9 protein-coding genes are annotated in these 23,653 nt (G+C 63.7%); 4 read left to right on the top strand and 5 right to left on the bottom strand.

Annotation, left to right across the window (positions count from 1 at the left end; genetic code table 11):
* Positions 1-142: 142 nt before the first annotated feature.
* Together BUB23_RS03780 and BUB23_RS03775 are read right to left on the bottom strand one after the other, a co-directional pair.
* Positions 143-1,345 carry an MFS transporter gene (locus tag BUB23_RS03780; RefSeq protein ID WP_073101776.1) on the bottom strand — a complete coding sequence of 401 codons (1,203 nt, stop codon included), beginning with the start codon at positions 1,343-1,345 and terminating at the stop codon, positions 143-145.
* An 82-nt stretch (positions 1,346-1,427) separates the two neighbouring features.
* Positions 1,428-2,075, bottom strand: coding sequence for a cysteine hydrolase family protein (locus BUB23_RS03775; protein ID WP_073101775.1), 648 nt, complete (start codon positions 2,073-2,075; stop codon positions 1,428-1,430).
* Between the two features lie 169 nt (positions 2,076-2,244).
* Between BUB23_RS03775 and BUB23_RS03770 the strand changes: the two genes are divergently transcribed.
* Together BUB23_RS03770 and BUB23_RS03765 are read left to right on the top strand one after the other, a co-directional pair.
* Positions 2,245-2,700 carry a MaoC family dehydratase gene (locus BUB23_RS03770; protein WP_073102156.1) on the top strand — a complete coding sequence of 152 codons (456 nt, stop codon included), beginning with the start codon at positions 2,245-2,247 and terminating at the stop codon, positions 2,698-2,700.
* A complete protein-coding gene (locus BUB23_RS03765) occupies positions 2,701-3,321 on the top strand; it encodes a TetR/AcrR family transcriptional regulator (RefSeq protein WP_073101774.1) in 621 nt (206 codons plus the stop codon).
* Between the two features lie 182 nt (positions 3,322-3,503).
* On the opposite strand, the gene BUB23_RS03760 is transcribed toward BUB23_RS03765, so the two are convergent.
* From BUB23_RS03760 to BUB23_RS03755, 3 genes are read right to left on the bottom strand one after another with little or no spacing between them, the layout of a single operon-like run.
* A complete protein-coding gene (locus BUB23_RS03760) occupies positions 3,504-4,421 on the bottom strand; it encodes a type II toxin-antitoxin system HipA family toxin (RefSeq protein ID WP_245801150.1) in 918 nt (305 codons plus the stop codon).
* Positions 4,363-4,749 (bottom strand): HipA N-terminal domain-containing protein, encoded by a 387-nt coding sequence (locus tag BUB23_RS27275; RefSeq protein ID WP_245801149.1) that lies wholly within the window; start codon positions 4,747-4,749, stop codon positions 4,363-4,365. Before BUB23_RS27275 ends, BUB23_RS03760 begins: the two co-directional genes overlap by 59 nt.
* A complete protein-coding gene (locus BUB23_RS03755; RefSeq protein WP_084135798.1) occupies positions 4,746-5,111 on the bottom strand; it encodes a helix-turn-helix domain-containing protein in 366 nt (121 codons plus the stop codon). The genes BUB23_RS27275 and BUB23_RS03755 overlap by 4 nt, the downstream gene beginning before the upstream one ends.
* Before the next feature lie 411 nt (positions 5,112-5,522).
* Between BUB23_RS03755 and BUB23_RS03750 the strand changes: the two genes are divergently transcribed.
* Positions 5,523-6,269 (top strand): SapC family protein, encoded by a 747-nt coding sequence (locus BUB23_RS03750; RefSeq protein ID WP_073101773.1) that lies wholly within the window; start codon positions 5,523-5,525, stop codon positions 6,267-6,269.
* A gap of 49 nt (positions 6,270-6,318) precedes the next feature.
* The gene (locus BUB23_RS03745; protein WP_084135697.1) at positions 6,319-23,646 is read left to right on the top strand and encodes a leukotoxin LktA family filamentous adhesin; all 17,328 of its coding nucleotides are present in this window, start codon (positions 6,319-6,321) and stop codon (positions 23,644-23,646) included.
* Positions 23,647-23,653 lie beyond the last annotated feature (7 nt).

Genomic DNA, 23,653 nt, shown 5'->3' with positions numbered 1-23,653 from the left:
CTTCGCAACCTTCTATTTGCTGATTTAGCAAAACGTCATATTTATCGGTGCCAAGGCCAACCCGCCTTGGCGCTAGCCATGGAAATCAAAAGCACGATCGCTGCAACAGTACAGGCAGCTAAAGTAAGCCAAGCCTTGCATATCATGTTTGCACCCCTTGAAGGCGAGCCACCGCCTGTTCCCGTATGGGCCAATTCAGCGCGGCGGCCACCACGCTAAGCACGATGGAAATCTGCCAGACCAAGTCGTAGTTCCCGGTCTGATCAAACACATAGCCACCCAGCCATCCGCCAAGGAACGAGCCAATCTGGTGAAAAAGAAATACGATGCCGCCCAACATGGACAGATTACGCACGCCAAACATCGTGGCGATCGTGCCATTGGTCAGCGGTACGGTGGAAAGCCACAGCAAGCCCATGACAATGCCAAAGGCATAGGCCGTCCAGGCGCTTACGGGGAACGTAATGAATAAGGTGATCACTACACCTCGTGCCAGGTACAGCACGCTGAGCAAACGCGGCTTGGAGCGGTATTCGCCCAGCCAACCCGCGATGTAGGTACCGAATACATTGAACAATCCCACCAATGCCAGCACCGTGGTGCCGACCATTACTGGCAAGTTCTTATCGACCAAATAGGCGGGCAGGTGTACGCCTATGAATACCACTTGAAAGCCGCAGACAAAAAAGCCGAAAGCCAATAGCCGAAAGCCCGAATGACTACATGCCTCACGCAGCGCTTCGCCTAGTGTTTGCTTTGGCTCTTTGGAAGCGTGGGGCCGATCTTTGATCATGGCGGCTAGGGGCACCACCAAAGCTGCCATCATGCCAAGTGCGATCAGCGCAGCAGACCAGCCGAGCCACTCGATCAGTCCCAGCGAGCCAGGCAACATGGCGAACTGGCCGAACGAACCGGCCGCTGCCGCGATGCCCATGGCCATGCTACGTTTTTCCGGCGGCACGGCACGGCCGACAACACCGAGAATTACCGAAAACGAGGTTCCCGACAGGCCGATTCCAATTAGCAGTCCTGCGCTCAGGGACAAAGACAGCGCAGAATCCGCAAACCCCATCAACACCAGGCCAACTGTGTACAGGATCCCGCCAATAGCAACTGTTTGTCGCGCGCCAAGCCGATCGGCCAGGGCGCCAGCGAAGGGTTGAGCAACGCCCCATGCCAGGTTCTGCAATGCCATGGCGAAGGCAAACACCTCGCGGCCCCAGCCGAACTCGTTGCTCATCGGCGTGAGAAACAAGCCAAAGCCGTGGCGGATGCCTAACGAAAAGAAAAGCACCAACGAGGCACCCAGCATCAGCCAAAAGCTCTTGCGCCATACAGAAGTCATTGCACGTCCTTGTGATGCTAGGTTGGAACCAGGGTGTGGAAATGGATTGAGAGCGACAGGCCGCTCACAGTGGCGCAGAGACTTAAACGGCCGAAGCGCTGGCCGACGCCGAGGCATTGATCGCGGCTACAAGCTCGGCAGTCGTCAATACTTCATGGGCATACGTCGGCCCGTCGATATCGAGCGCGGCATGGAGCGCTTCATGCGAGCGGGCCGACGTGGCATCGCGCACCAGCGTCACATGAAAGCCCAGTTCCATGCCGATACGCGCTGTAGCTTCCAGGCATGTGTTGGCCAGTAGCCCAACGCAAATGATCTTCTCCTTGCCATAGCGCTTGAGCTGATGCTCCAGGTCGGTGTTGGGAAATCCGCTCGATCCCCAATGCTCGGTCGCCACGATGTCGCCGGGCTGGACCTGGAAGTCGTCATGGAAGGTGCCTCCCCAGGTGTCCTTGGCAAAGGCTTGGCGCTCGGCGGCGCCTAACTGGTAGGGTGACGGATACTTCCAGTTCACGTAGTCGCCCGGCTCCCAACGGTGGTGTGGCACATGGTAGACGGTGATATCGGCTTGCCGCGCCGTCTTGATGATCGTACGCAGGTTCTCGTGCATATTGTTCTCTTTCGCAATGTCTCTGATCCAGGGGAACAACTTTCCGCCCTCACTCAGGAAGTCGTTGTATAGGTCGACGCATAGCAAGGCCGCGATCTTCGGCTCGTAGGGGGTTGTCATTGTTGACTCCTTATTGGTATTACGCCTGCTAGACTCGTGGCAGTGATCTGCCGGCAGGGAAAAGAGTGTCTTTGCTATAATAGATTACGATCATAATCTATTTTGAAGTATGCTTGCAATACCGGCCTGCAAGTACGGGCATCACAGCCACTTCAAGGAGAACCTTGGCATGACGCAGCACGATCCTTTGTTTCTCGACGACCTTGCAGTTGGCGCGGAGTACCGTAGCGCAGAGCAACAACTCGATGTGGAGCAGATCTTCGATTTTGCCCGACAGTTCGACCCCCAGCCTTTCCACCTAGATGAAGAGGCGGCGAAAGACTCCCTATTCCAGGGGCTCGCGGCGAGCGGCTGGCACACCGCGGCGATTACGATGAAGTTGCTCGTGAGCAGTTTTCCGTTAGGCAATGGCGTCATTGGCGCGGGTGGAGAAATCGAGTGGCCTCGGCCTACTCGGCCAGGCGATACCCTTCACGTCGTCAGCAAGATTCTCGACATCGTTCCCTCCCGTTCCAAACCGGATCGCGGTATGGTCACGCTGGAATGTCGCACGGTGAACCAGCACGGCGACACCTGTCAGCGCCTGGTCGCGAAGTTGGTCGTCATGCGTAAGCAGGAGCAGTAGATGGGTAGAGCATCACAAGAGCAAGCCGAGCGCAACCGTGAGCGCGTGGTGGAAACCGCCTGCCGGCTGTTTCGCATGCATGGCGTGGAGAACGTGTCGATTGCGGACATTATGACGGAAGCGGGCCTGACGCCCGGGGGGTTTTACAAGCAGTTTGCATCGAAAGAAGCACTCATCGATGAAGCGTTCGCGCTTGCCTTCAGGCAATCATCTGGATCATGGGAAGCGATCAGAAAGTGCCATGATGCCAACGCGTCTCAGGCGCTTACTGCGCTGGTGCAGCATTACTTCAAGCAACGCCCGCTGGAGCAAAACTGCCCCATGCTAGCGTTCTCTTCACTGGTGAGTAATTTGTCACCGAAAGCTCAAGCTACAGATGTTTACTATGACGGTGTTGAGGAGTTATTCGGTCAATTTCGCGAAGAAGTCCTGAAGGCGCCAAAACAGGGAAGCGCTAAGAAAATGTCGGAGGCTGACGCCCTGACCCTCTTTGCCGCGATGATCGGCACTGGGCTTTTGAGCAGAGCAATCGGCCATACCCCTTGGATTCGCCAGATGCAGTCTGCCGTCCTCAGTGCGCTTCCTGAGGCTGAACTGGGCGCCAAAACCGACACTAAATAACGCTGTATCGACAGACTGCTTAGGGTCCGGTTGATACATTTACGAAAGACCGGCTTCGGCCGATGCCAGCCATTCATCCTGAAGTCGCAGAAATCAGTGTTCGCCGTGGATTCCAAAGGCGTAGGCCTCTCTCTTTTAATAGTTTTGGGGAAACATAGTGATCCGCTATTTTTCTTGTCCTCCTATGTCATGTGCGCCGAGAACGCCCCTGTGGTCAAATCAATATCCGCATTGCTAATACGCATCCGACGAGCAGTATCCTGCCAGTGTTCGACAGCCGCGACTATCTCATCCGCAATTTGCTGGCCTCGCTCATCGTCGAGCCCATAAAAAGCGGCGGTGTTCAACACAGTCTCCAGGCTAGGCCGGTTGTCGATATCATCGATGTTCAAGACATGCTCCGCCTTGTCGATATTCGGATTGACGTCAAACGCTGGTGCGAGTCTCCACCCTATCTTGCCCAGCACAAATCCGTGATTGCGAAGGTGATCATCGCGGTTGCCTACTGCGACGTTGAACGCTACGCGTCGGAATAGTTGTTTCAAATCCGCATCCGCATGCTCGGCATCTCCCTGAGCCCGAATGAACTGCGCCAATTCCAGGTAGCTCGTGCCTTCGCTTTGGGTCTTCCGAAGCAGTGTCATTGCCGAGGCATAGAGGCGTCGCGCACCATTCACGCGATCGAACCTCTGTACGCAGAAAGTGTGGAAGTCGTTGTTGAGCTTGATCAGCCTCGCAGGCGGTACGTCTATCCCGGCTTTTTGGGCGAGCTGGTGAACGGCATACTCCCAGGCGCCAACGTCCCGATCGTCATCCTGGGCGGGGAATTTTCCGATCCAGAGTGAACCGTCCGCCTCCGTAAAGTTGGCCTTCGGTCTTGCACCGCCTAGAGACGCGCCAGGCGCAACGAGCACGGCTAGCCATTTGCGCAGGGCGTCAAGGTCGTCGATGCGCCGGCTGCTGAGCTGATAGGCAACGGCTTCCAGTTCGCGCAGGGTGGTCACCGGCGGCGCGGCCATTTTCTCGTCATCAAGGAACGTTTCAGTGCCTGGGCGGCAAAAGCGCAGGGCGCCTTGGGCGGGTGAGGTCTTGCACGCCAATTAGAAAGTCCCAGGCGTAGAGGGTGCGGGGAGGCCGTTTTTCGTCCTTGGCCTGCAGCGCCTCGCGCCGCTTCATCAGGGTTTGTCCCCAATGGTCGGGCGATGAGTCCAGGAAAATGCCGAAGTTGCCTAGCTCCGGTTTTGGAAAGAAGGGGTGTTCGTCCAGCGAGAGGTCGGGGTCCAGAGCGAAGGCGCGAGGGTCTTGCAGCCAATCGCGTTCGTAATAGAAGCGGATCTGGCCGCGATCGTGGGCGAGTGTGCCGACTAGACGTGCAGGACCGAGGCCATCATTCAACCAGACCTCCAAGGTGTTGTCCTGCGTGCTCATGTGGGTTCCTCATTGTTTGAGGCTGTCGAGGGTTTGACCGCTTTGGCATGAGTGGCCGTGTGGCGCTTGGGAGCTGGTTCAAGCGCCAGGTCCTGCAATTTCCGACCGACCCTATCGTCGGCCCCAAGTTGATTGAGGTCGCCCTCAAGACCAAGCACGGCCAGAACCCGGACATAAGATCCTAGCGTAGCCCCAGGATCACCCGCCTCGACCTTGTACAAGGTGGTTCTGGAAATTCCAGCCCGCTGGGCTACGATGGCATTGCTTAGTTTGCGGCGCTTGCGGGCAAGGCGCAGCCGCTCTCCCAGTGCGGAGAGCAGGCGCTGCTCTTGAGGAAAAATGACCGGCGGTTTGCGTGGCATGTTCTCTATTATGGACAATATAAATTAATTTTGTCCATAATAGCTTCAAATTTGCTTGGCGGCTACAGTTTTCATCCAGGGATGTTTGGGAGGGTCTGAAGGACGCCAGCGACTGGCTCAGGCACTGGGAAGGATTTTGGACCGATCGCCTCGATGACGCGACGCAGGGCAATTCCGGGCAGGCCGAAGGCGGATGGCAATGCCTTCCATGTGCCAACCAAACGCTTTAAGCCGTTCGTCGGATTTGCACAACGATGAGGGCGGAATTTTGCAAAAAAATTGACGGATTTTATTACATGCCTACTTATAATCGTCTCCTCATATATTATGAACCTCAAACATTTGCTGAATCCAGCCGTAACCATGCGGCCCAGGGCAATCGCCGGATGGGAGTAGAACGCTTTGCCGACCATGATTTTTTATGACACGCCCATGGCGCTCAATCGCGAACGCCACCGCCGGCTGAAACTCGATAAACAGGCGGGCGACTATTCTTACGCGCGTCAAACTAATTCCGTGCTGCTTGCCGCCACCGAAATGATAGAAGCCGCCAAGGATTACCCCCTGGTTTTCGTCGGCAAGCCGGGCGGCGATTTTACCGTTGCGGGGCTGGTGGGCCTGCGGGATCGCGAAAACCTTTTTCTGGACGATAGCGGGCAGTGGGCCACAGGCCGCTATCTGCCGGCCTTCGTGCGGCGCTATCCTTTCGTGCTGGCCGAAGAAGACGGCAACCCCAACCTGACGGTCTGCATCGACGAGAAGTTTTCCGGCTTCGGCGAGGAAAAAGGCGAATTGCTGTTCGACCCGGAAGGCAACGAGACCGAACTGCTCAAGAGCCAGGTCGCCTTCCTGCAGTTGTTCCACGCCGAAATGCAGCGGACCCGCGCCTTTGCCGCGCGGCTGGCCGAACTGGACCTGCTGGTGGCCCGGACCATCCGCGTCGAACACGATGGCAGGCAGGAAGTGCTGGACAGCCTATTCGTGATCGATGAACAGAAGCTGCGCGATTTGGACGACGCACAGGCGCTAGGCCTGTATCGCGACGGTTACATGCCATGGATTTATGCGCATCTGCAATCGCTGGGCAACATCGAGCGGCTGGCATTGATTCAGGCGCAATCTCAACCGCAATCGTCGGCATCGCCCGGTATGCGCTAGGCCGTTCCTCTTCATTATTCTTTCTGCGAGCTTCGCCTTGAAACACGCCATGCAACGAACCGCAGTGCTGCGCCCGACCGTTCTTGCCATGAGCCTGGCGGCTCTGTTCGGCTCGGCCTCGGCCGCGCGGGCGGGCGGAATCGTGCCGACGGGGCAGACGGCCACGCAATTGCAGGTCAACGGCGACGTCACCAACATCACGACCGGCACAATCAAGGGCGGCGCCGGCGTCAACGCGTTTTCGCATTTCGACGTCCATCGCGGCCAGACCGCGAACCTGGTCGTGCCCGACGCGGCCAAGGCGCTGCTCAACCTGGTCTACGACGCGCCAGTCAATATCAATGGCACGGTCAACGCGCTGAAGAATGGCCGCGTGGGCGGCAACGTGATCTTCGCCGATCCGCACGGCATGTTGGTGGGTGCGCATGGCGTGTTGAACGTGGGCAGCTTGACCGTGCTGACGCCGACCAAGCGCTTCATGGACGGCGTGATCGACGTCGCGGGCAATGTCAGCGAGGTCGCCGTCAGCCAATTGCTGAGCGGCCAGGTCGAACGCGCGCCCGACTCGGTGATCCATATCGACGGCGTGGTCAACGCGCTGGAAAAAATCAGCCTGCAAGCGGCAAAGGTCAATGTTTCCGGCAAGCTCAAGGCCGGACCTGACGTGCTGCATCAGGCGGCGTTCTATGGTTCGGTCAACACCTCGGACATCAGCCAGGCCGCCGGCATGGTGGTTAGCAACGGTGAGATCGAGATTGTCGGCGATGAGTCGGCGGTGGTTTCCGGCACGCTGGACGTGTCGCGCCGGATGGCGGCGGTGAACACGGTCGATGCGGCGCCCGACTCGAGCGCCTCTGTTGCCGGCGCCGAAAAGCGCGGCAAGATCAGCGTGATGGGCGGCGCGGTGCAACTGACCAAGACCGCGCGTCTGGATGCCAGCGGCCAATTGGGCGGCGGCAGCATACAGGTGGGCATGGCGACCGGCGCGAGCGGCGCCGTCGTGCATGCGCTCGACACCAAGGTCGAGGCGGGGGCTTCGATTGCGGCCGATGCGATCGAGCGTGGCGATGGCGGCGACATCCGCATCTGGGGCGATGCGTCCAATCAGATGCACGGCGATGTCAGCGCGCGGGGCGGCGCATACGCGGGCGACGGCGGTTTCGTCGAAGTCTCGGCCAAGCAAGGGCTGCGCGTCACCGGCAAGGTCAATACGTCGGCCCAGGCCGGACGCGCCGGCATGCTGTTGATCGACCCGGACGATTTGCAGATCGTCGAGGGCGACGCCGGCAGCCAGACCGCCAATTCGATAACCGTGGGATATCTGCAAAGCCTGGGCGACACCAACATCACCCTGGCCGCCGATAAATCGCTGACTGTCGGCGACAGCGCGACGGGCGGCGCGGCCGACGTCGACCTGACCCAATCGTTGCTGACATCCAGCAACAGCCTGACGCTGTCGGCGGCCAGCATTCTCATGAATCAGGGCTCCCAGATCCGCACCGGCGGCGGCAGCGTCGTGATGAAGGGCACGACGATCGAAGTCGGCGCAGGCGCGGCCATCGACACGGTAACGGCCGCGCAAGCCGCCGGGCGCGGGGCCGGCGACATCACTCTGGCGGCCAGCCAGACGAGATCGGTCGCCAGCGACGTGGTGGCATGGGTCACGGCCGACGCCAGCGTGGACGTGTACGGCAGCCTGAAAGGCAACAACGTCAATCTGACGGCCGACGCCAACGCATCGAATTCGAATGCCGACCGCACGCTGACGGGCATCTTCAACAACGTGACGACGATGAACCTTGCTGATAACGACAGCAATCTGAAGTTCAGCACTGTCATTCCCGTATCCCTGATTTTCAATGGCGCGGGCGCGGGGGTTGCCGTCGCGTCGGCCAACGCCTCTGTGACCGTGCATGACGGCGCCAGCATAGCGGCCTTGGGGGATGTGAACCTTGCATCGCACGCGGCCCAGACCTCCTCGATCAAGATGACGCTGGGCGGCAAGAACCAGAATGGCACCGAAGATCTGTCGTTCGCCGCCGCGCTGATCTACAGCTCGCTGGGAGGCGGCGCCACGGCGACCATCGCTTCGGGCGCCGCCGTGGATGTCGGCCGCAATCTGAGCGTGAAGGCCGTCAACGATTCCAAGCTTTCCGCGGTCGTCAAGACCGTCAGCGCGACCGGCAATGCCGGTTTCACCGCGGTCATCGGCACGACCGACCTGAATGTCGCCGCGTCCATCGACAAGGGCGCCGTCATCAACCTGGCGCCAGGGGGCACGGTTGACGTGGTGGCGCGCAACAATGGTTCCTATGCCGTCAGCGCCACTGCCGATACCAGCGGCAGCCCGGATGCGCGCGCCGGCGTTGCGTTCGCGCTGAGCAATCTGGTCGCCAACGTATCGGCCAATCTGGGCGCGGACATCGGCGTTGCGGGGAAGCAGGCCGGCAATGTGCGGGTGCAGGCGGAAAATCTCGTCAGCGCCAATAGCGTCAGCGCTTCGACCGGCGTCAGCAAGGACACGACCAAGATAGACAGTCCCGTGCAGCCTGCCCTGTCGGGCATGAATAACACGTCGCTGGCCAGCTTTCTGTCTGGCGCGACGGCGGCGGCCGGCGCCCCTGCGGATCTGAACGCCGGCTTCAAGCTTGGCGCGGCGGTCGCGATCGGCAACAACGAACTGGGGGCGAGGGCGGGAATCGGCGCGGGCGCCAACATCCAGTCGTCGGGCGATGTGGCCGTGGTCGCGCACTTGGTCGATGCAGGAATAGGCAATAGCGCCACCAGCACGGTCGCGTCGGCCAACGCGGCCGGCGCGCACCCTTCGACCGACGCGTCGATCAGCGCGGCGCTGGCGGTAGGCCAGTATGCGCACACGGCGAGCGCGACGATAGGCGCCGATGCGGGCGTCCAGGCGGCGCACATCGCGGTGGACAGCGCGATCGAAGTGCCATTCAGCTTTCCGCTGCAGGACGAGGTGGACCAGTTCTCGTGGAACAAGCTTTCCAGCTATGGCGCCGTGCTGGGCGCCGTGCAAGGCTTGTTCGCCACGCCGACCAGCGTGTTCACCAGCTATGCCGGCGCCTCCGGCGCCGCCGTGAAAGGGGCGCTGGCCGGCGCGCTGAGTTATTTCAGCGTCGCCAACGACAGCACGGCATGGGTGGGCCAGAATGCGCGGCTGACCACCATCGGAACGACCGACGCATTCAAGGTGAACCTGCAGACCGACGCCGTCGACAAGAACGGCGCGCCTGTCCTGGGGCTGGAGCGCAGTTATGCGAATGCCGTATCGGTAATGGCCAGCAGCGACGCGCAGGCCATTACCGATACGGGCAACATCAACAGCAAGGGCGGCAACGTATCGGTGGGCGGCGCCGGCAATCTGGTCATCTACGCCAACAAGACGCTGGCGGGCGTGGACGACGGGGTGCGCATCGCCACCGCCACGGGCACGGGCGTGAATGTGCGGGCCGACAGTACGGACCGCAGCATTGCGATCGCCCCATCCTCGGGAGCGGGCGCCGATTATGGCGTCAACGGCACCCTGGCATTGACCCAGTATGACAATCAGACCCGGGCCATTGTCAGCAAGTTGGCCACGATAAACGCCGCGTCGCTGACCGTGAATGCCGCCGAACATCTGTTGGTCGTCGGCATCGCCGGTGCGCTGGTGTCCAGCGAAAGCGTAGCCGTGGGCGCCGGTGTGGCCATCAACAGTATTTCGGGCAAAACCGCTGCCGGCATCGGCGATGTGGCGGCGCTGCGGCCCGACGGCATGACTTCGGGCGTCGGCGCGGCCGGCGGAGATGGCGTGACCGCCGACGCCGTGACGGTACGGGGCGAGACCAGCGGCCAGATAATCGCCGTGTCGGCCGCAGGCACCAAGAGCAGCGCCAGCGACACCGAATCCGAACCCGATCCCGTCAAGCAGGGCAAAGCGCCGAGCCAGTTCGACAGCCTGTTCGCCACTGCGGTCACTGCAGCGAATATCGTCGGCGGGCCGCTGAAGTCGTCTCTGAACGCCGCCAAGGACGTGAAAGGGGTCTACGACAAGGTCTCGGGCCTGTTCGAGAAAAAAGACGCGCCGCCGGCCGCCGACAAGAAGATCACGGCCGATTTCGGCCTGACCGTGTCAGGCAGCGTGGCGATGAATACCTCCGCGCTGGCGACCTCGGGCACCATCGACGGGGCGGTCGTCAACACTAGGCGATTGGATGTCACCGCGGGCAACGACACCGATATCGTGGCCGCCAGCGGCTCGTCCGCGCGCGTGCTCGCCGGCGCCAAGGACGAGGGCAATGCCCATTCCAGCGGCGCAATCGCGGGCGCGGTGGCGCTGAGCATCGAAGGCAACTCGACCACAGCCGGCATCGATCACAGTACCGTCAATGGCGCCAACCATGTCGCCATCCAGGCGCTGAACACCGGCCAGCACTATTCGCTGGCGGCTGGCTACGGCAGCAATACCAAGGAGGCGAAGGCTGCGAACGTCGCCGGATCGGTGTCGCTGGCTTCCATCGAGAACAGCGCGTCGGCGTATTTGCGCAACAGCACGGTGCATGGCGACGCATTGGCCGCCAACAACGACGTGACGGTGCTGGCGCTGGACGGCGTCACCTCGTTCGTCGGCGGCGGGGCCATGGTGCGCGGCGGCAGCGCCGGCGCGGGCGTGAGCGTGAGTTACGCATCCTCGGCCAGCACGGTGCTGGCCGAAGTCGACAATAGCATGGTCGATTCGATCAACAGCATGTCAGTGCTGGCGCTGGATCCGACACGCCTGATCACCGCTGCGGCCCAGGTCGCTTCCAATGGCAGCGAGAGCGGCATGGCGGGGGGCGGAAGCTTCGTCTACAACGGCATCGACAACGTGGTCACGGCGCGAATCGGCGGCGGTTCGTCGATCGCGGCAAGCGGCGCGGTCAAGGTTGTGGCGACCGACGATGCCGCCGCCGAAGGCCTGACGGCGCCCGTGGGCCGGACGCCGACGCTGCAGGTCGATGGCCAGGAACTGATCGATTTCAACCAGACCTACGTCGATGGCCAGGGCTTGCCCTCGGGATCGTCCGTATATGGCGTGGCGGGCGCTCTCGAGACGGGGAAAACCGCGATCGGGATTTCTTTCGTGCGTAATTCGCTGCAGACCGTCCACGATGCAAGCATCGCCAACGCAACGGTCAGCGCCGATACGGTGGCTGTGACGGCGGCCGATCATTCCAGCGTGCTGGGCATCTCGGCCGGCGTGGGCGCGGGCACATCGGACGGCGGCTTCGCCGGCATGGGCTCCGGCACCTGGAACACGCTGGGCAACATCACCATCGCCAGCGTGGGCAGTGCTGGCGCGCAGGACGGAACGACGACGATCACGACCAGCTCGGCCGGGCCCGACGCGCTGCTGGTCAAGGCCTATAACGACGGATCGATTTTCGCGCTGGCCGGCAGTGCCGGAGTAGGCAGATCGACGGCCAACACCGCCGGCCTCGCGGTCGCCTGGAATTCCCTGAGCGGGGAGACGACGGCATCGATCAGCAACGCCGCCGTCACCACCGCCGGCTCGAATGCATCCGTACAGGCGCTGGGGCTGCACAGCATCAGCGCAATCGCGGCCAGCCTGGCGATGAGCCCGGGTTCGTTGTCGCTGGGCGGCTCGTTCACGATCAACGATATTTCCGACACGCTGACGGCGTCGGTCGATACCGGCAGCAGCATCAAGGGCGGCCTGACCGTCCGGGCCGGCGACTCGTCGGGCGGCCGCAGCGCCCAGATTACCGCGCTGGCGGGCGGCTTCGGCGTATCGGGCAACGGGACCGCGGTCGGCGCCGGCGTGTCGGTCAATAATATTTCCTCTACCTACCTGGCACGCGTGGCGGCCAGCACGGTCACTTTGTCCGATAAGGCGTCGCTTTCCGTGACTGCCGACAATTCGGCCAGGATTTTCGCCGCCGCGCTGGGCGGCGTGATCGCGCAGGAGTATGCCGCCGGCGCATCGACCACCACGAACAACATCGGCGATACCGTGATGGCGGAAATCGACGGCGTGACCGTGGATCTCGCCGCGCCCGAGGCGGCGACGTCGCTGCGGGTCTCGGCCAACAACAACGCGCTGATCCAGGCGCTGGCCGGCGGCGTGGGCGTCTCCCTGGGCAATGCCGGCCTGGGCGCGGCCGTTGCCGTCAACCGGATCGCGAACGCGGTCACTGCGGCGATCCGCAGCAGCACCATCGATGCGGGCGACGTGCTGGTATCGGCGCAATCGCGCGCCGAGATCGACAGCCTCGCGCTGGGCGTCGCCTCGGCTACGCAGACGGGATCCGCGGCGGGATCGGTGGCCGTCAATCTGATCGACACCACCGTCGACGCGCTGATCGACAACTCGGGCGCGGGCGCGGCAAATTCGCACGTCAAGGCGCGCAGCAACGTCGGCGTACTGGCGGCCAGCCTGGACGCCATCAAGAGCCTGGCCGGCGCGGTCAGCCTGGGCCTGGGCAGCACCTACGTCAGCGGCGGGGCCAGCACGACGGTCAATAACATCAATGGCCACACGCGGGCCGTCATCGCCGGCGCGTCGGTCGACGCGCTGGGCTATGGCGATGGCTTGAGCGTCAACAACGGCCAACTGAAGGACGGCGATGTGTCGCTGGACCTGAGCGGCGTGACCGGCTATGTGGCGCCCACCGCGACGAATAACACGCTGAGCGGCTTCATGGCGCCCGCGGTAGCCGCCGATACCAAGCTAGTGCACGGCGTCGCCGTGAACGCGGCCTCGCAGCGCACGCTCGGCAGCATCTCCGTCACTGGCGCGTTGAACGTCAACCCCGATCCCAATGCGCCGTCGCTGGCCTTGAGCGCAACCACCACGGTCGATTACACCGGCGGCGACACCAGCGCCCTCGTCAAGAACGCCAGCATCAATCAAGGCGCCGGCCTGGCCGGTGACGCTGCCCAGCAGGTCGACATATCGGCCAGCAATCATTCGTACGGCCGGACCATCGTGGGCGCCGGAGCCGGTGCGCTCTGGGGCGGCGCGGGCGCCGCGGTCGGCGTAGAAACCATCGAACTGCAAACCATCGCGCAGATCGCCGACAGCGCGGTCGCCGCGGCCAGCGGCGTTCGCGTGGACGCGCGCTCGACCGCGGGCGCCAGCTTCATCGGCGTCGGCTTCGCGGCCGGCACGGGTGCCTTTGTCGGCACCGGCAGCGTCGTGAATTTCGACGGCAAGACGCTGGCTGCCGTCGACGGCGGCACGATTACAGGCGGCGGTCTGGACGTCAACGCCAACAGCGCGAACCGCGCGCTGCTGATCGCCGGCGGCGCGTCGCTGGGTCCGACCGTCGGGGCCTCCGGTTCTTTCGCCATCGTCAATTCGAATCAGGACACGCGCGCGCGCATCGGCAAGAGCGCGGCCGGCAAGGTCAGCACGGCGGACGTCGGCGGCACGGTCAACGTGCAGGCCGGCTCGAACAGCAACAACAGCCTTTACGCGGCATCGGGAACTCTGAGCGCCAGCTTCGGGCTGGGCCTGGCCGCGGGCGTGGCTGTGATATCGAACACCACATCCGCCAGCATAGAAAATGGCAGCGAAGTCAACGCCGGGGGCAAGGTGACCGTGGCGGCGGCGGACACCGGCGATCTGGCGCTGGGCGGCGGCACCCTGGGCATAGGCCTTTCGGGCGCCGGCGCCGGCGCCACCGCCGCGGTGTCTGTCGTGCGCAGCCAGGTCACGGCTGCGATAGACAACGCCGCGGTGACGGGCAAGGGCGTCGAGGTGGATGCCAGGAACAGCCAGCACGCCGCGCATACGGTGGTGGCGGTCGGGGTGGGCGGCGCGGCCGGCGTATCGGGCACGGTTTCCGTCATACGCGTGGGCACAGGCGACAATGACAGCGCCGATACCGACGACACCGACGTGAACTCGATATTGAGCCGCGCCAACGCGTTCGCGAGCAGCGACAAGGCCGGGGCCACCAATGGCGCCTTGAGCGACGAGGAACTGGCGAGCGTTTCCAGCGCGACGCAGCATGGCATAGGCACGGACCTGCTCAGCGGCGGCGGCAGCGGCAGTGGCTCGGAAAGCGTTGCGATGCGCAGCGGCAAGGCCAATTCGGCGCATGCCTATATTTCCGGAAACAGCCACGTCACGACGACCGGCGCCGGCGATCTGAACGTGGCGGCGACCTCGGCAACCTCGACGACGAACAATGTCGGCGCCATTGGCGGCGGCGGCACGGTGGGCGTCGGCGTCGCGGTCGGCGTCACCCAGGTCTATAACGATGTGGGGGCGGTCATCGGGCCGAACACCCATAGCGATGTCGCGGGCGCGCTGAACGTGGCCGCCGAAGCCAAGGACGGCGCGACCGGCAAGGCGGTCGACACGCTTATCGTCGCCGGCGCGGGCGCCGGGGTGGCCACGGTCGCTGTCAATGTGGGTGTCGGCTGGATTTCCGACAATGTGATCGCCAATGTGGGCGGCGTTGCGAATGTGGACGGCGCGGTTTCGGTCAAGGCCAGCGACAGCACCACACTGGACGCCAGGAACGCCAACGTCTCGATAGGCGGCACGGCGGGTGTGGGCGTTGTCGTGCTGTCGGCGGGCAAGTCGGGCTCGACCTGGGCGGCGCTGAATGCCGACAACCGTCCATCGGCCGTGCTCAATGCCAACTCCGTGGCGGTGGACGCATCGAGCAGCGGCAGGATTTTCACCGCGGTATACGCGGCGTCCGGCGGCCTGTACGGCGCCGTGGGCGTGAACCGCGCCAGCAGTTCAGACTCCATGAACGTCACGGCGTCGATAGGCGACGGTACGATGGTGGGCGCATACGGCGGTGTGACTGTCCAGGCGAGCCGGACACCGCAGGTGGTCGCCGAAGGCTATGGCGTCGGGCTGTCGGGCGGTCTCCAGGTCGGCGCGACCGAGACCGAGGCCAATGTGTCCGGCGCGACCCGCGCCACGGTGGGCAGCAACGCCGTTTTTGGCGGCATCGGGCTGGACGCGGACAATCAACTGACGTTCGGCACGCTGGATGTGATTGCGCGCAATCTGGTCGCCGCCAACAGCTACAGCGCCAGTTCGACCTCCTTTGCTTCCGGTGGCGCGCTGGTGGCCAGCATCAATGGGTCCAGCGCCACGGCCGGCAACACCGGCTCGGTCACGGCCGAGGTGCTGGATAACGTCGTATTGCCCATGAGCGATGTGACGATTTCCGCCGAAGGCAATTCCTCGCAATATGCCAGTGCGTCGGGCGTGTCGGTGGGGGCCCTGGGCGCAGGCGGCAACGTCGCCCGCGCCACCTCCGACACGACGACGACCGCCCGCCTGGGCCAGGGCGCAATCAGCGCTATCCTGGTCGACAGCAACAACCAGGCGCTGGCGGTGCGCGGCGGCGCAATCAAGGTCCTGGCCGCCGGCACGGAAAGCAATACGGCGTGGGCCATCAGCGGGTCGGGCGGCCTGATCGCGGGCGCCGCGGCCGACGCCACTACAACAAGCAGAGGCACGACGACCGCGGAGATAGCGTCCGGCGCCAGCCAATATGCGGCGACGCTGCGCACCGACGGCCTGTTGACCAAGGTTGCGCTGGACTATGGCGTGACGCAGCCGCTGATGGCGGGCGAAGTCGTGGTCGACGCCCGGCACACGGGGCGGTTCTTCAGCCACTCCAATTCGATACAGGGGTCTATCGCGGGTTCCAGCGGCGCGTCGTCCTACGGCGCCGTCAACTACAAGGTCAACGCCAGAATCGGCGACAACGTCCGGCTGCACGCGGCGGACATCGATATCGACGCACTGAACGTGGTCATCGAGAGCGGCACCGAACCCAATGCGGAAGGCGGCAGCGGCGGCGTGTTGGCGGGATCGGGCGTCTCCAGTGTCAACGTCATCGAAACGCAAAGCAATGTGTCGGTCGGCGCGAACAGCGAACTCGCGGTCGTCGGCGACCCCATCACCTCGCCCGGCCGTTTCTCGGCCATCGCGGCCACGCATATCGCGGCCTCGGATCAGACCAGCAGCAGCGGCGGCGGCGCAGTCACGGGCATGTCCAGCGATTCCAAGACCACGGTGACCGCGACCAATACGTTGAAGATCGGCAAGGGCGCCGCGCTGGACAGCGTGGGCGACCTGGACCTGGGCACCTATAGCCTGATCGACGTATCGAACAATTCGTACGCGCATGGCTACGGCCTGGCCGGCGCGTCCAGCGGCAGCGCGGTCAGCACGATCACATCGAATCAAAGCATTCTCGTGGACGACAACGCCACGGTGAACGCCTGGGGCGATCTGAGCATCGCGACCGGCCGCGGCGACCAGGCCGCGTACCAGAACAGCCTCAAGGCCAACGCCATCAACGCGGTGTACTCGGATGGCGCAATCACCGATGCCACGCCTTACGCCCGCGCGATCATCGACAATATCGGCAGTGTGGTGGTGAATGCCGGCGCCAAGCTGACCAGCGTGCGCGACACGCTGCTCGGCGCCTTGGCCGGCGTGGTGAAAACCAACGCGCAGGGCGATGGCCACTATCGCATCGTCGGCATAGGCACTACAAACAGCGACAGCGCGACAAGCGAGTCCGGGTCGCAATCGGTAACGATGAACGGCTCGGCGGTGGCCGGCTCGCGGCATCTGGCCAGCCTGCACATCGATGCGAATGGCAATGTCACCGCGGACAATGTTTCGTACACCGACATGGCATCGTATATGCCGGTAGGCCAGTTGCAAGACCAGATCTCGCGGCTGACGGCATTGTTGGATCAATCCACAGACGAACAAACCAGGCTGGAAATCCGCGGCAGCATCGACGCGCTGACTGCGCTGTCCAATACGCTGCAAGGACGCGGCCTGGCGCCCACCACATCGGTGCAGGCGGTCGAGGTCGGCGATACGATGGCGGCCGCGGGCAACATCGAGGTCAACGCCGGAACATTTTCCGGTTCGGGCAGCCTGTCGGCCTATGGCGGGCCGCAGATACTGCTGACGAACGACAGTTCCAAATTCCTGATCGTCGACAAGCTGTTTATACCGAACGCGACGGGCGGCAATATCAAGTTCACCGGCAGCGCCAAGCCCACGGCGTCCTACCAGGCGAACAACATGCAGCAGGTGGGTCGGGACCAGGCGCCGTCGATCCAGATCGTGAACAACTTCGATGCCGCGCAGTCGTCCGGCGTCGTACCGTCGATCTTTCTGACCGACACGCTGGAAAACCGCGGCGGCTCGCTCTATATCGCCAACAAGTACGGCGACCTGGGCCAGTTCGGCGCGATCAGCGTCAACCAGCAGACGATTCTGCTGCCCAACGGCGCCTATATCGTCGATACGCCGCTGGCTGGCAAATTCCTGGGCGGCGCGCCGGAAAACGAATACGTTTCGTCCGACGGCACTATCTATCAGCTGACGCCCGGGAATCTGCTCGGCGGCGGCATCCTGGGTACAGGCCTGCCCGCGACGGCCAACGAGGCCGTGACCTACGTCGTGAATTACCTGGCCGGCGAGTACGGTTGTGCGGGCCTGAGCTCGGCCGCGTTCAGCGCGTGCCTGGCGGGCAACCCGCCTGCCGGCAACGCCAGCGGCCAGACGGGCACGGGCTATATGTACTTCTACCCTTCGAATTTTGTCAAAGGCGATTACGGCTCGTCCAGCGATTACATCCGCGACTACGGCCCCGACATCAACTTCTATAACGGGCGCTATCAATATCCGACGGTGGGCGTGCGGTCCACGACCAACAACATCCAGACGCTGTCGCCGCAGAATCCGTCGAACACAGTGACCAAGGTGGGAACCACCGCGGTGATCAACGCCAAGTTCATCAATATGAACGGCACGCTGAAGGTTGGCCTGGATACCGATTTTTCGGCCAGCATCGCCCCGGTGATGATCAACGCGGGCGTGGACGCGAACGGCACGCCGGTGTCGGTCGATCTGATCGCGTGTATCGACGACGTGACGTGCCGGCCCTACGCGGCGCAGTATCGCGCCAGCGACGGCACCTACAAATATCCGAGCAACGCCGTGATTGCAAGCGACGACACGCTGATCGACGTCTATTACAATCCCAACACCAAGAAACTGGTGATGGACAACGTCTCCGGCGGCGGCGGTGGGTCCGTGTCGCTGCAAGGCGCGATCATCAACACCAATCCCGGCGGCACTGCCAATATTTCGGTCAGCGACGGCTATGCGCACGTGACCGTTCGCAACGATACGGACACCGCGCTGGTGACGCGCGACATCAACACCGGCAACGGCAACGTTGGCGTCGTCAAGATCACCGACACGCTGAAGACGGACGATGAGGGCCGCGCGCTGACGACATGGTATGTGTACAAGCTGGGCGAAGGCACACAGACCTACACCAGCGCCACGGCCGCCGATTACGCCGGCCTGACGGCGGATGTCAGCAGCGCCGGCAACACCGCGACCTACAATCCCAAGACGGGCGAGCGCTACTGGTGGACATACTCCGCCGAATTGGCGCGCTCGTTCCTGAACGAAAACGGCGCGTCCGGCTATTTCGAAAACAAGGTTGGCGACTGGAGCTTTGTCCCACTGCCGCAGAATCAGCCCAACACCTATGCGGACATCTGGTCGCTGACCTCGGGGCTGATGAATGATCTGTCGTTGAAAGATACCGCGTTCCAGGAGAAGATCACCGGCTCTTCCATCGGCGACACCTACCAGGAAGGCTATTCGGCGAACGGCGCCCTGACGTGGAACTGGTACGTACCCACGCAGGTCAGCATCCAGGCCACCAGCAGCGTCAAGGCCGATTACCCGATCAACATCGCCTTCACCGGCGCCAACACCAGCGGATTGGTCGATATCGCGTCCAAGGGATCGGTGGTCGTTGGCGGGAATATCCGGAACGGCAACGGCCTGACCACAATCGCCGCCACTGGCGCGGGGGCGACCATCACCGCCACCAGCGACGGCTCGATCCAGACCCAGTCGCTGGTCTTGAACGCCGATGCCGGCATCGGCGACATTGCCTCGCCGCTGCGCGCCACCTTGACCCTGCCGGCCGAGGGCGCGCCGAACGCCAACAGCGTCAGCGCGGTCACGCGCACTGGCGACATCGGGCTGTCGCTGGACGGCGCCGATGCGTATCTGTCGCGGATCGCCACGGATGCGGGCAGCGACGTGATGCTGCGCAGCGCCAACAGCATGCTGGCGCTGGACCCGGGCTCCACGCTGCCCGTCGTCAGCGGCCGCAATATCACGCTGGCCAGCGACGACGGCAGCATCGGCGCGCTGAACGCGCCACTGCGGCTGAACGCAATGTCGACCCGCTTGCAGAGCGGCGCGATCGCCGGCGGCATCATTAACGCGGCGGCCTATGGCGACATTGCGCTGACCCAGATCGATGGCGATATGTATATAGGCCACGTCAAATCGGACGATGGCGACGTGAGCCTGGAAGCGCGGCTGGGCTCCATACGCGACGGCCGCGGCATGGCGGCGTCCGACCGCAGTGCGGAACTGGCCGAGGAGTGGGACAAGCTGAATCTGCTGGACAAGCGCACGGGCAGCAGCGCGGACGATATCACCCAGTCAGCCGGCTATGCATCTACCGTGGCGCCTTATCAGGATGGCGTCAACGCGCAGTACGCCAATTACTGGTCACTGTTGGCCATGGGCTCGCTATCGGCCGATGGCGAGGCCTTCACTTTGTCCAGCGACGGCGCGCGCATGATGCAGCCCCAGGCCGACGCGGCGGGCATGACGGTACAGGCGTTTGCGCAGAACCGTTATCAGACGCTGCGCGACTATCTCTCGCAAGCGCTGGACGGCACGGAGCCGGGTTGGCAGAACGGCTACGACCAGAATTTCTCGTATACCGCCAGCGCCGGGCAGATCGATGGCATGACGCGCGGCCAATACTGGACGAGCGACGCGCTGCTCTACTCGATCAATAATGCCGCGCTTGCGCCGGCCAGCGGCTCTGTTACCGTGGTGGACGATGTCAACGTGTCGGGCAAGAAAGTGATCCTGAACGCCGCCAACGCCAGCGCCAGCGTCGGCGAACTGGCCGACGCCGTGCACTTCGATCTGTCGTCGGGCGGAGCGTCCAGCTTGAGCGCCGAACAGAAAGCGGCGCTGGCCGGTGCGAGTTCAGCGGGCGATATCATCAACCAGGTGTTCGAACGCAACGGCGAGGTCGACGCCAGCTGTTCGACGATGGATGCGGCATGCCGCCTGGTTGCGTTCGATGTGAAGCAGACCGCGCCGATATTCGTCAACGTGCTGGGCGGCTTGTCCGCCAGCGCGGGCACCGACATCTACATCCAGGCCAAGGACAGTCTGCCCATTGCCGGGTTGAATGCCGGCCGGGACATCCATCTGACCAGCATGACCGGCATGTCCAACGTCGCGGCCGAAGGCGCCGATGCGATCACCACGGGCAACAACCTGGTGCTGCAGAACGGCGTCGGTTCCATAGGAAGCGCCGATCGCGCCATGAGCCTGGCTATCGGCGGCTTGCTGGAAGCTGCGCGCAGCGGCGACGCCAGTGGCATGGGCGATATGTATTTGTCGGCCCTGCGCGGCGACCTGAGCTTCTACGATCTGTATGCCTCGCGGGTGCTGTCGCTGACGACATCGGATACGGCGCCGGGCATGGGCAATGTGTATAGCCGCAATGCCATCGGCGGCGCCGGCGTGGCGTCGCTGGCCGCGCAGTACCTGCAATTCAATACCACGGGCTCGGTGTACGGCTTCGACCCGTCGCAGCCCTTGCTGGTCAATGTTGGCGGGCCGGCGCAGGCGGGCTACGTCAGTGGCATCGTGGGCGGCGATCTTTATCTGGGCAATGCGTTCCAGCTGGGCGTGGGCCGCAATGCCGTGGATCAGCCGGGCGCCGCCGCATATCTGCCGGCCGAAGGCCTGCGTGTGGGGGGCAATGCGCATCTGGACAGCAGCGGCTCGGGACTGGTGTTCACGGGTGCGGCGCAGGTCGACGGCGATCTGACCGTGGACCACACCACACACGTAGCCTTCGATGCGGCAGGCAGCCTGAAGGTCAACGGAGACATGTCGATCGATGCAGGCAGCATCGCGATGCAGGCCGGCAGCCGCGCCGGCGCGGACGGCTCGGCGACATGGCGCGCCCGCAGCGGCGATATCTCCGTGGCCTACCTGAGCGGCGCCAATGTGGCGCTGACCGCGGCAAATGGCAAGATCCTTGGCGTCAGCGGATCGCCGTTCGGCATGGGCGAAAATGTGTATGCCCGGGATGCGCTGGTGATCAACGGCGGCGCTTCGGGAGCCATGTCCGATGGAAGCGGAATCGGCGGCGAGCCGGGCGGCCGTTTCATCGTCGCGGCCGGCAGCATCGACGCCGCGACGCGCCTGGGCGATATCGCGCTGGGCCTGGTGGCGGCCGGCGATGTTGCCGCGAGCAGCGTGAGCGCGGCCACCCCGGCCGGAACTATCGATATTCTGTCTTCCGTCGACTTCACCGCGCGGCGGCTTGTTTCCAACGGCGGCGCGCAATCAGGCACGGACGGCGACACCGGCAGTGACATCCGCCTGACGGCGACCGGCGCCGCGGCAATGACGTTGAACGACATCAACGCCGGCCGCGACCTCATCGCCACCGCGGCCAACGGCGCAATCCTGGTCGCCGATAACGGCGGCCTCAGGGCCGCGCGCGATGTGCGCCTGACAGTGAGCGACGGCGACTTGCGGGCGGGCACAGGCAGCGCGATCAATGGTGGGCGCGACGCCATTCTTAATATCGGCGGCGCGCTGACCGCTGACAGCATTCTCGCGGGCGGCAGCGCGACATTGAATGCCGGCGGCGCGCTGGCGGCGGCGCGGCTTTCGGCGAACGGCGGCATTATCGTCAACGCCGGCGCAGCCGCGCTGGGACAAGTCTCCACCGCTGCTTTCGCCTCCCTGGCCGCCAAGCGCGGCGGCCTGTCGGTGGACGACCTGAAAACCATCGGCGCTACGGCCATCTTCGCCAGCGGCGATGCCCGCATCGGCACGCTGCAGGTCGGCAACGCCGCCATCGATTCCGACATGACCGCACACGCCGGCGGCGAGCTCTCGATGGGCACGGGCGATATCTGGGGCGGGCTGGATGCGCGCAGCGGATCGCTGGACATCGGCGCCGTCCGTATCCACCGCGGGATGTCCGCCGCCACGGACGGCGATATGCGCATTGGCGCGCTGGACGTCGGCGGCAATCTCAACCTGCAAGCCGGCGGCGCGCTGACCCTGCAGAGCGGCACCGCCGGAGGCGCCGGCACCCTGAGCGCGGCGAACATGCGGCTCGGAACCATGCAGACCGGCGGCGACACCACGCTGACCGCGTCGGGCGATATCGACTATCTGAATCTTCGTAGCGGCGGCAGCATCAACGCACGCCTGGCCGGCGGCCTTTCGGGCGCCGGCGGCGGCGTATTCACCGGCGCCAACGACATCAACGTCACCGCCGGCCAGATCTCTTTCGACACCATGGTGAGCGGCCGCAATACCACGCTGACCGCCGGGGGCGATGTGCGGGCCAATACGCTGGCAACCGAGGGGAGCTTGGCCATCAACAGCGGCGGCTTCGCCGGCCTGGGCGAGGTGAACGTCGGGGGAGCGATGACGCTGGAATCGGCAAGTGGCATGTCGATCCAGCGCGGCACGCTCAATGTTTTCAACATCCGTTCGCGGGGCAACGTGGAATTGGGGGACGTCGGCATCGGCTCGTCGCTGACCGTGCAAGCCGATTCGTTCACCGGCAAACTCAGGCCTACCGCCGGCCGCAGGCTGACCCTGGATGTCACCGGATACGACGCCGGCGAGGGCGGGCATCCCATGGCATCGAACGTCGACCTGAAGATCGACGCCCCCGAGGCCGTGGATTTCACCCGCCTGTGGACCAAGAATGCCATGATCGAGACTAACGCGTATCACAATGGCATCGCCGACGGCTACATCAGCAATGTGATGCGCTATGACACGCCCGCGGGCCGCATCCTGATGAACGGCCGCGACATCACCTCGGTGCCCAATGTCGCCATGCAACTGTACGAGCCTAACCAAAGCTTCTTGCTGGGACAGGACGGCAACCAATTCTATACCAGCGCCCTCGTGACGCAGTTCGGTCCGCATGCACGCAACTCCACGGACTCGCTGGGCGGAAGCCGCGGCGTTACGGTATACGATACCAGTGCGGATCGGGAGATCGGAAGCCAGTTGCCGTGGTTCGCGACCGACAGCCTGCGCTATCTGCGCAAGGTGTTGCACGGCTCGATGCCCACCGGCGTCCATCCCGCCGTGGCGGGCGACCCCGATCGTCCCGAAGACTATCGCGACGGCCGCGGCATCGTCAATACCGTGCGCGATGTCTCCATGGCGGATCCAGCAAGCGAGCCATACGCGCAATGAATCAAGC

The sequence above is a fragment of the Pollutimonas bauzanensis genome, from assembly GCF_900129885.1.
Classification (GTDB): Bacteria; Pseudomonadota; Gammaproteobacteria; order Burkholderiales; family Burkholderiaceae_B; genus Pollutimonas; species Pollutimonas bauzanensis.
This window is presented reverse-complemented; position numbering and strand designations above follow the sequence as displayed.

Coding starts and splice junctions, on each gene's coding strand:
- BUB23_RS03780 (WP_073101776.1), bottom strand. CDS start 1,345: ATGACTTCTGTATGGCGCAAGAGCTTTTGGCTGATGCTGGGTGCCTCG.
- BUB23_RS03775 (WP_073101775.1), bottom strand. CDS start 2,075: ATGACAACCCCCTACGAGCCGAAGATCGCGGCCTTGCTATGCGTCGAC.
- BUB23_RS03770 (WP_073102156.1), top strand. CDS start 2,245: ATGACGCAGCACGATCCTTTGTTTCTCGACGACCTTGCAGTTGGCGCG.
- BUB23_RS03765 (WP_073101774.1), top strand. CDS start 2,701: ATGGGTAGAGCATCACAAGAGCAAGCCGAGCGCAACCGTGAGCGCGTG.
- BUB23_RS27275 (WP_245801149.1), bottom strand. CDS start 4,749: ATGAGCACGCAGGACAACACCTTGGAGGTCTGGTTGAATGATGGCCTC.
- BUB23_RS03755 (WP_084135798.1), bottom strand. CDS start 5,111: ATGCCACGCAAACCGCCGGTCATTTTTCCTCAAGAGCAGCGCCTGCTC.
- BUB23_RS03750 (WP_073101773.1), top strand. CDS start 5,523: ATGATTTTTTATGACACGCCCATGGCGCTCAATCGCGAACGCCACCGC.
- BUB23_RS03745 (WP_084135697.1), top strand. CDS start 6,319: ATGCAACGAACCGCAGTGCTGCGCCCGACCGTTCTTGCCATGAGCCTG.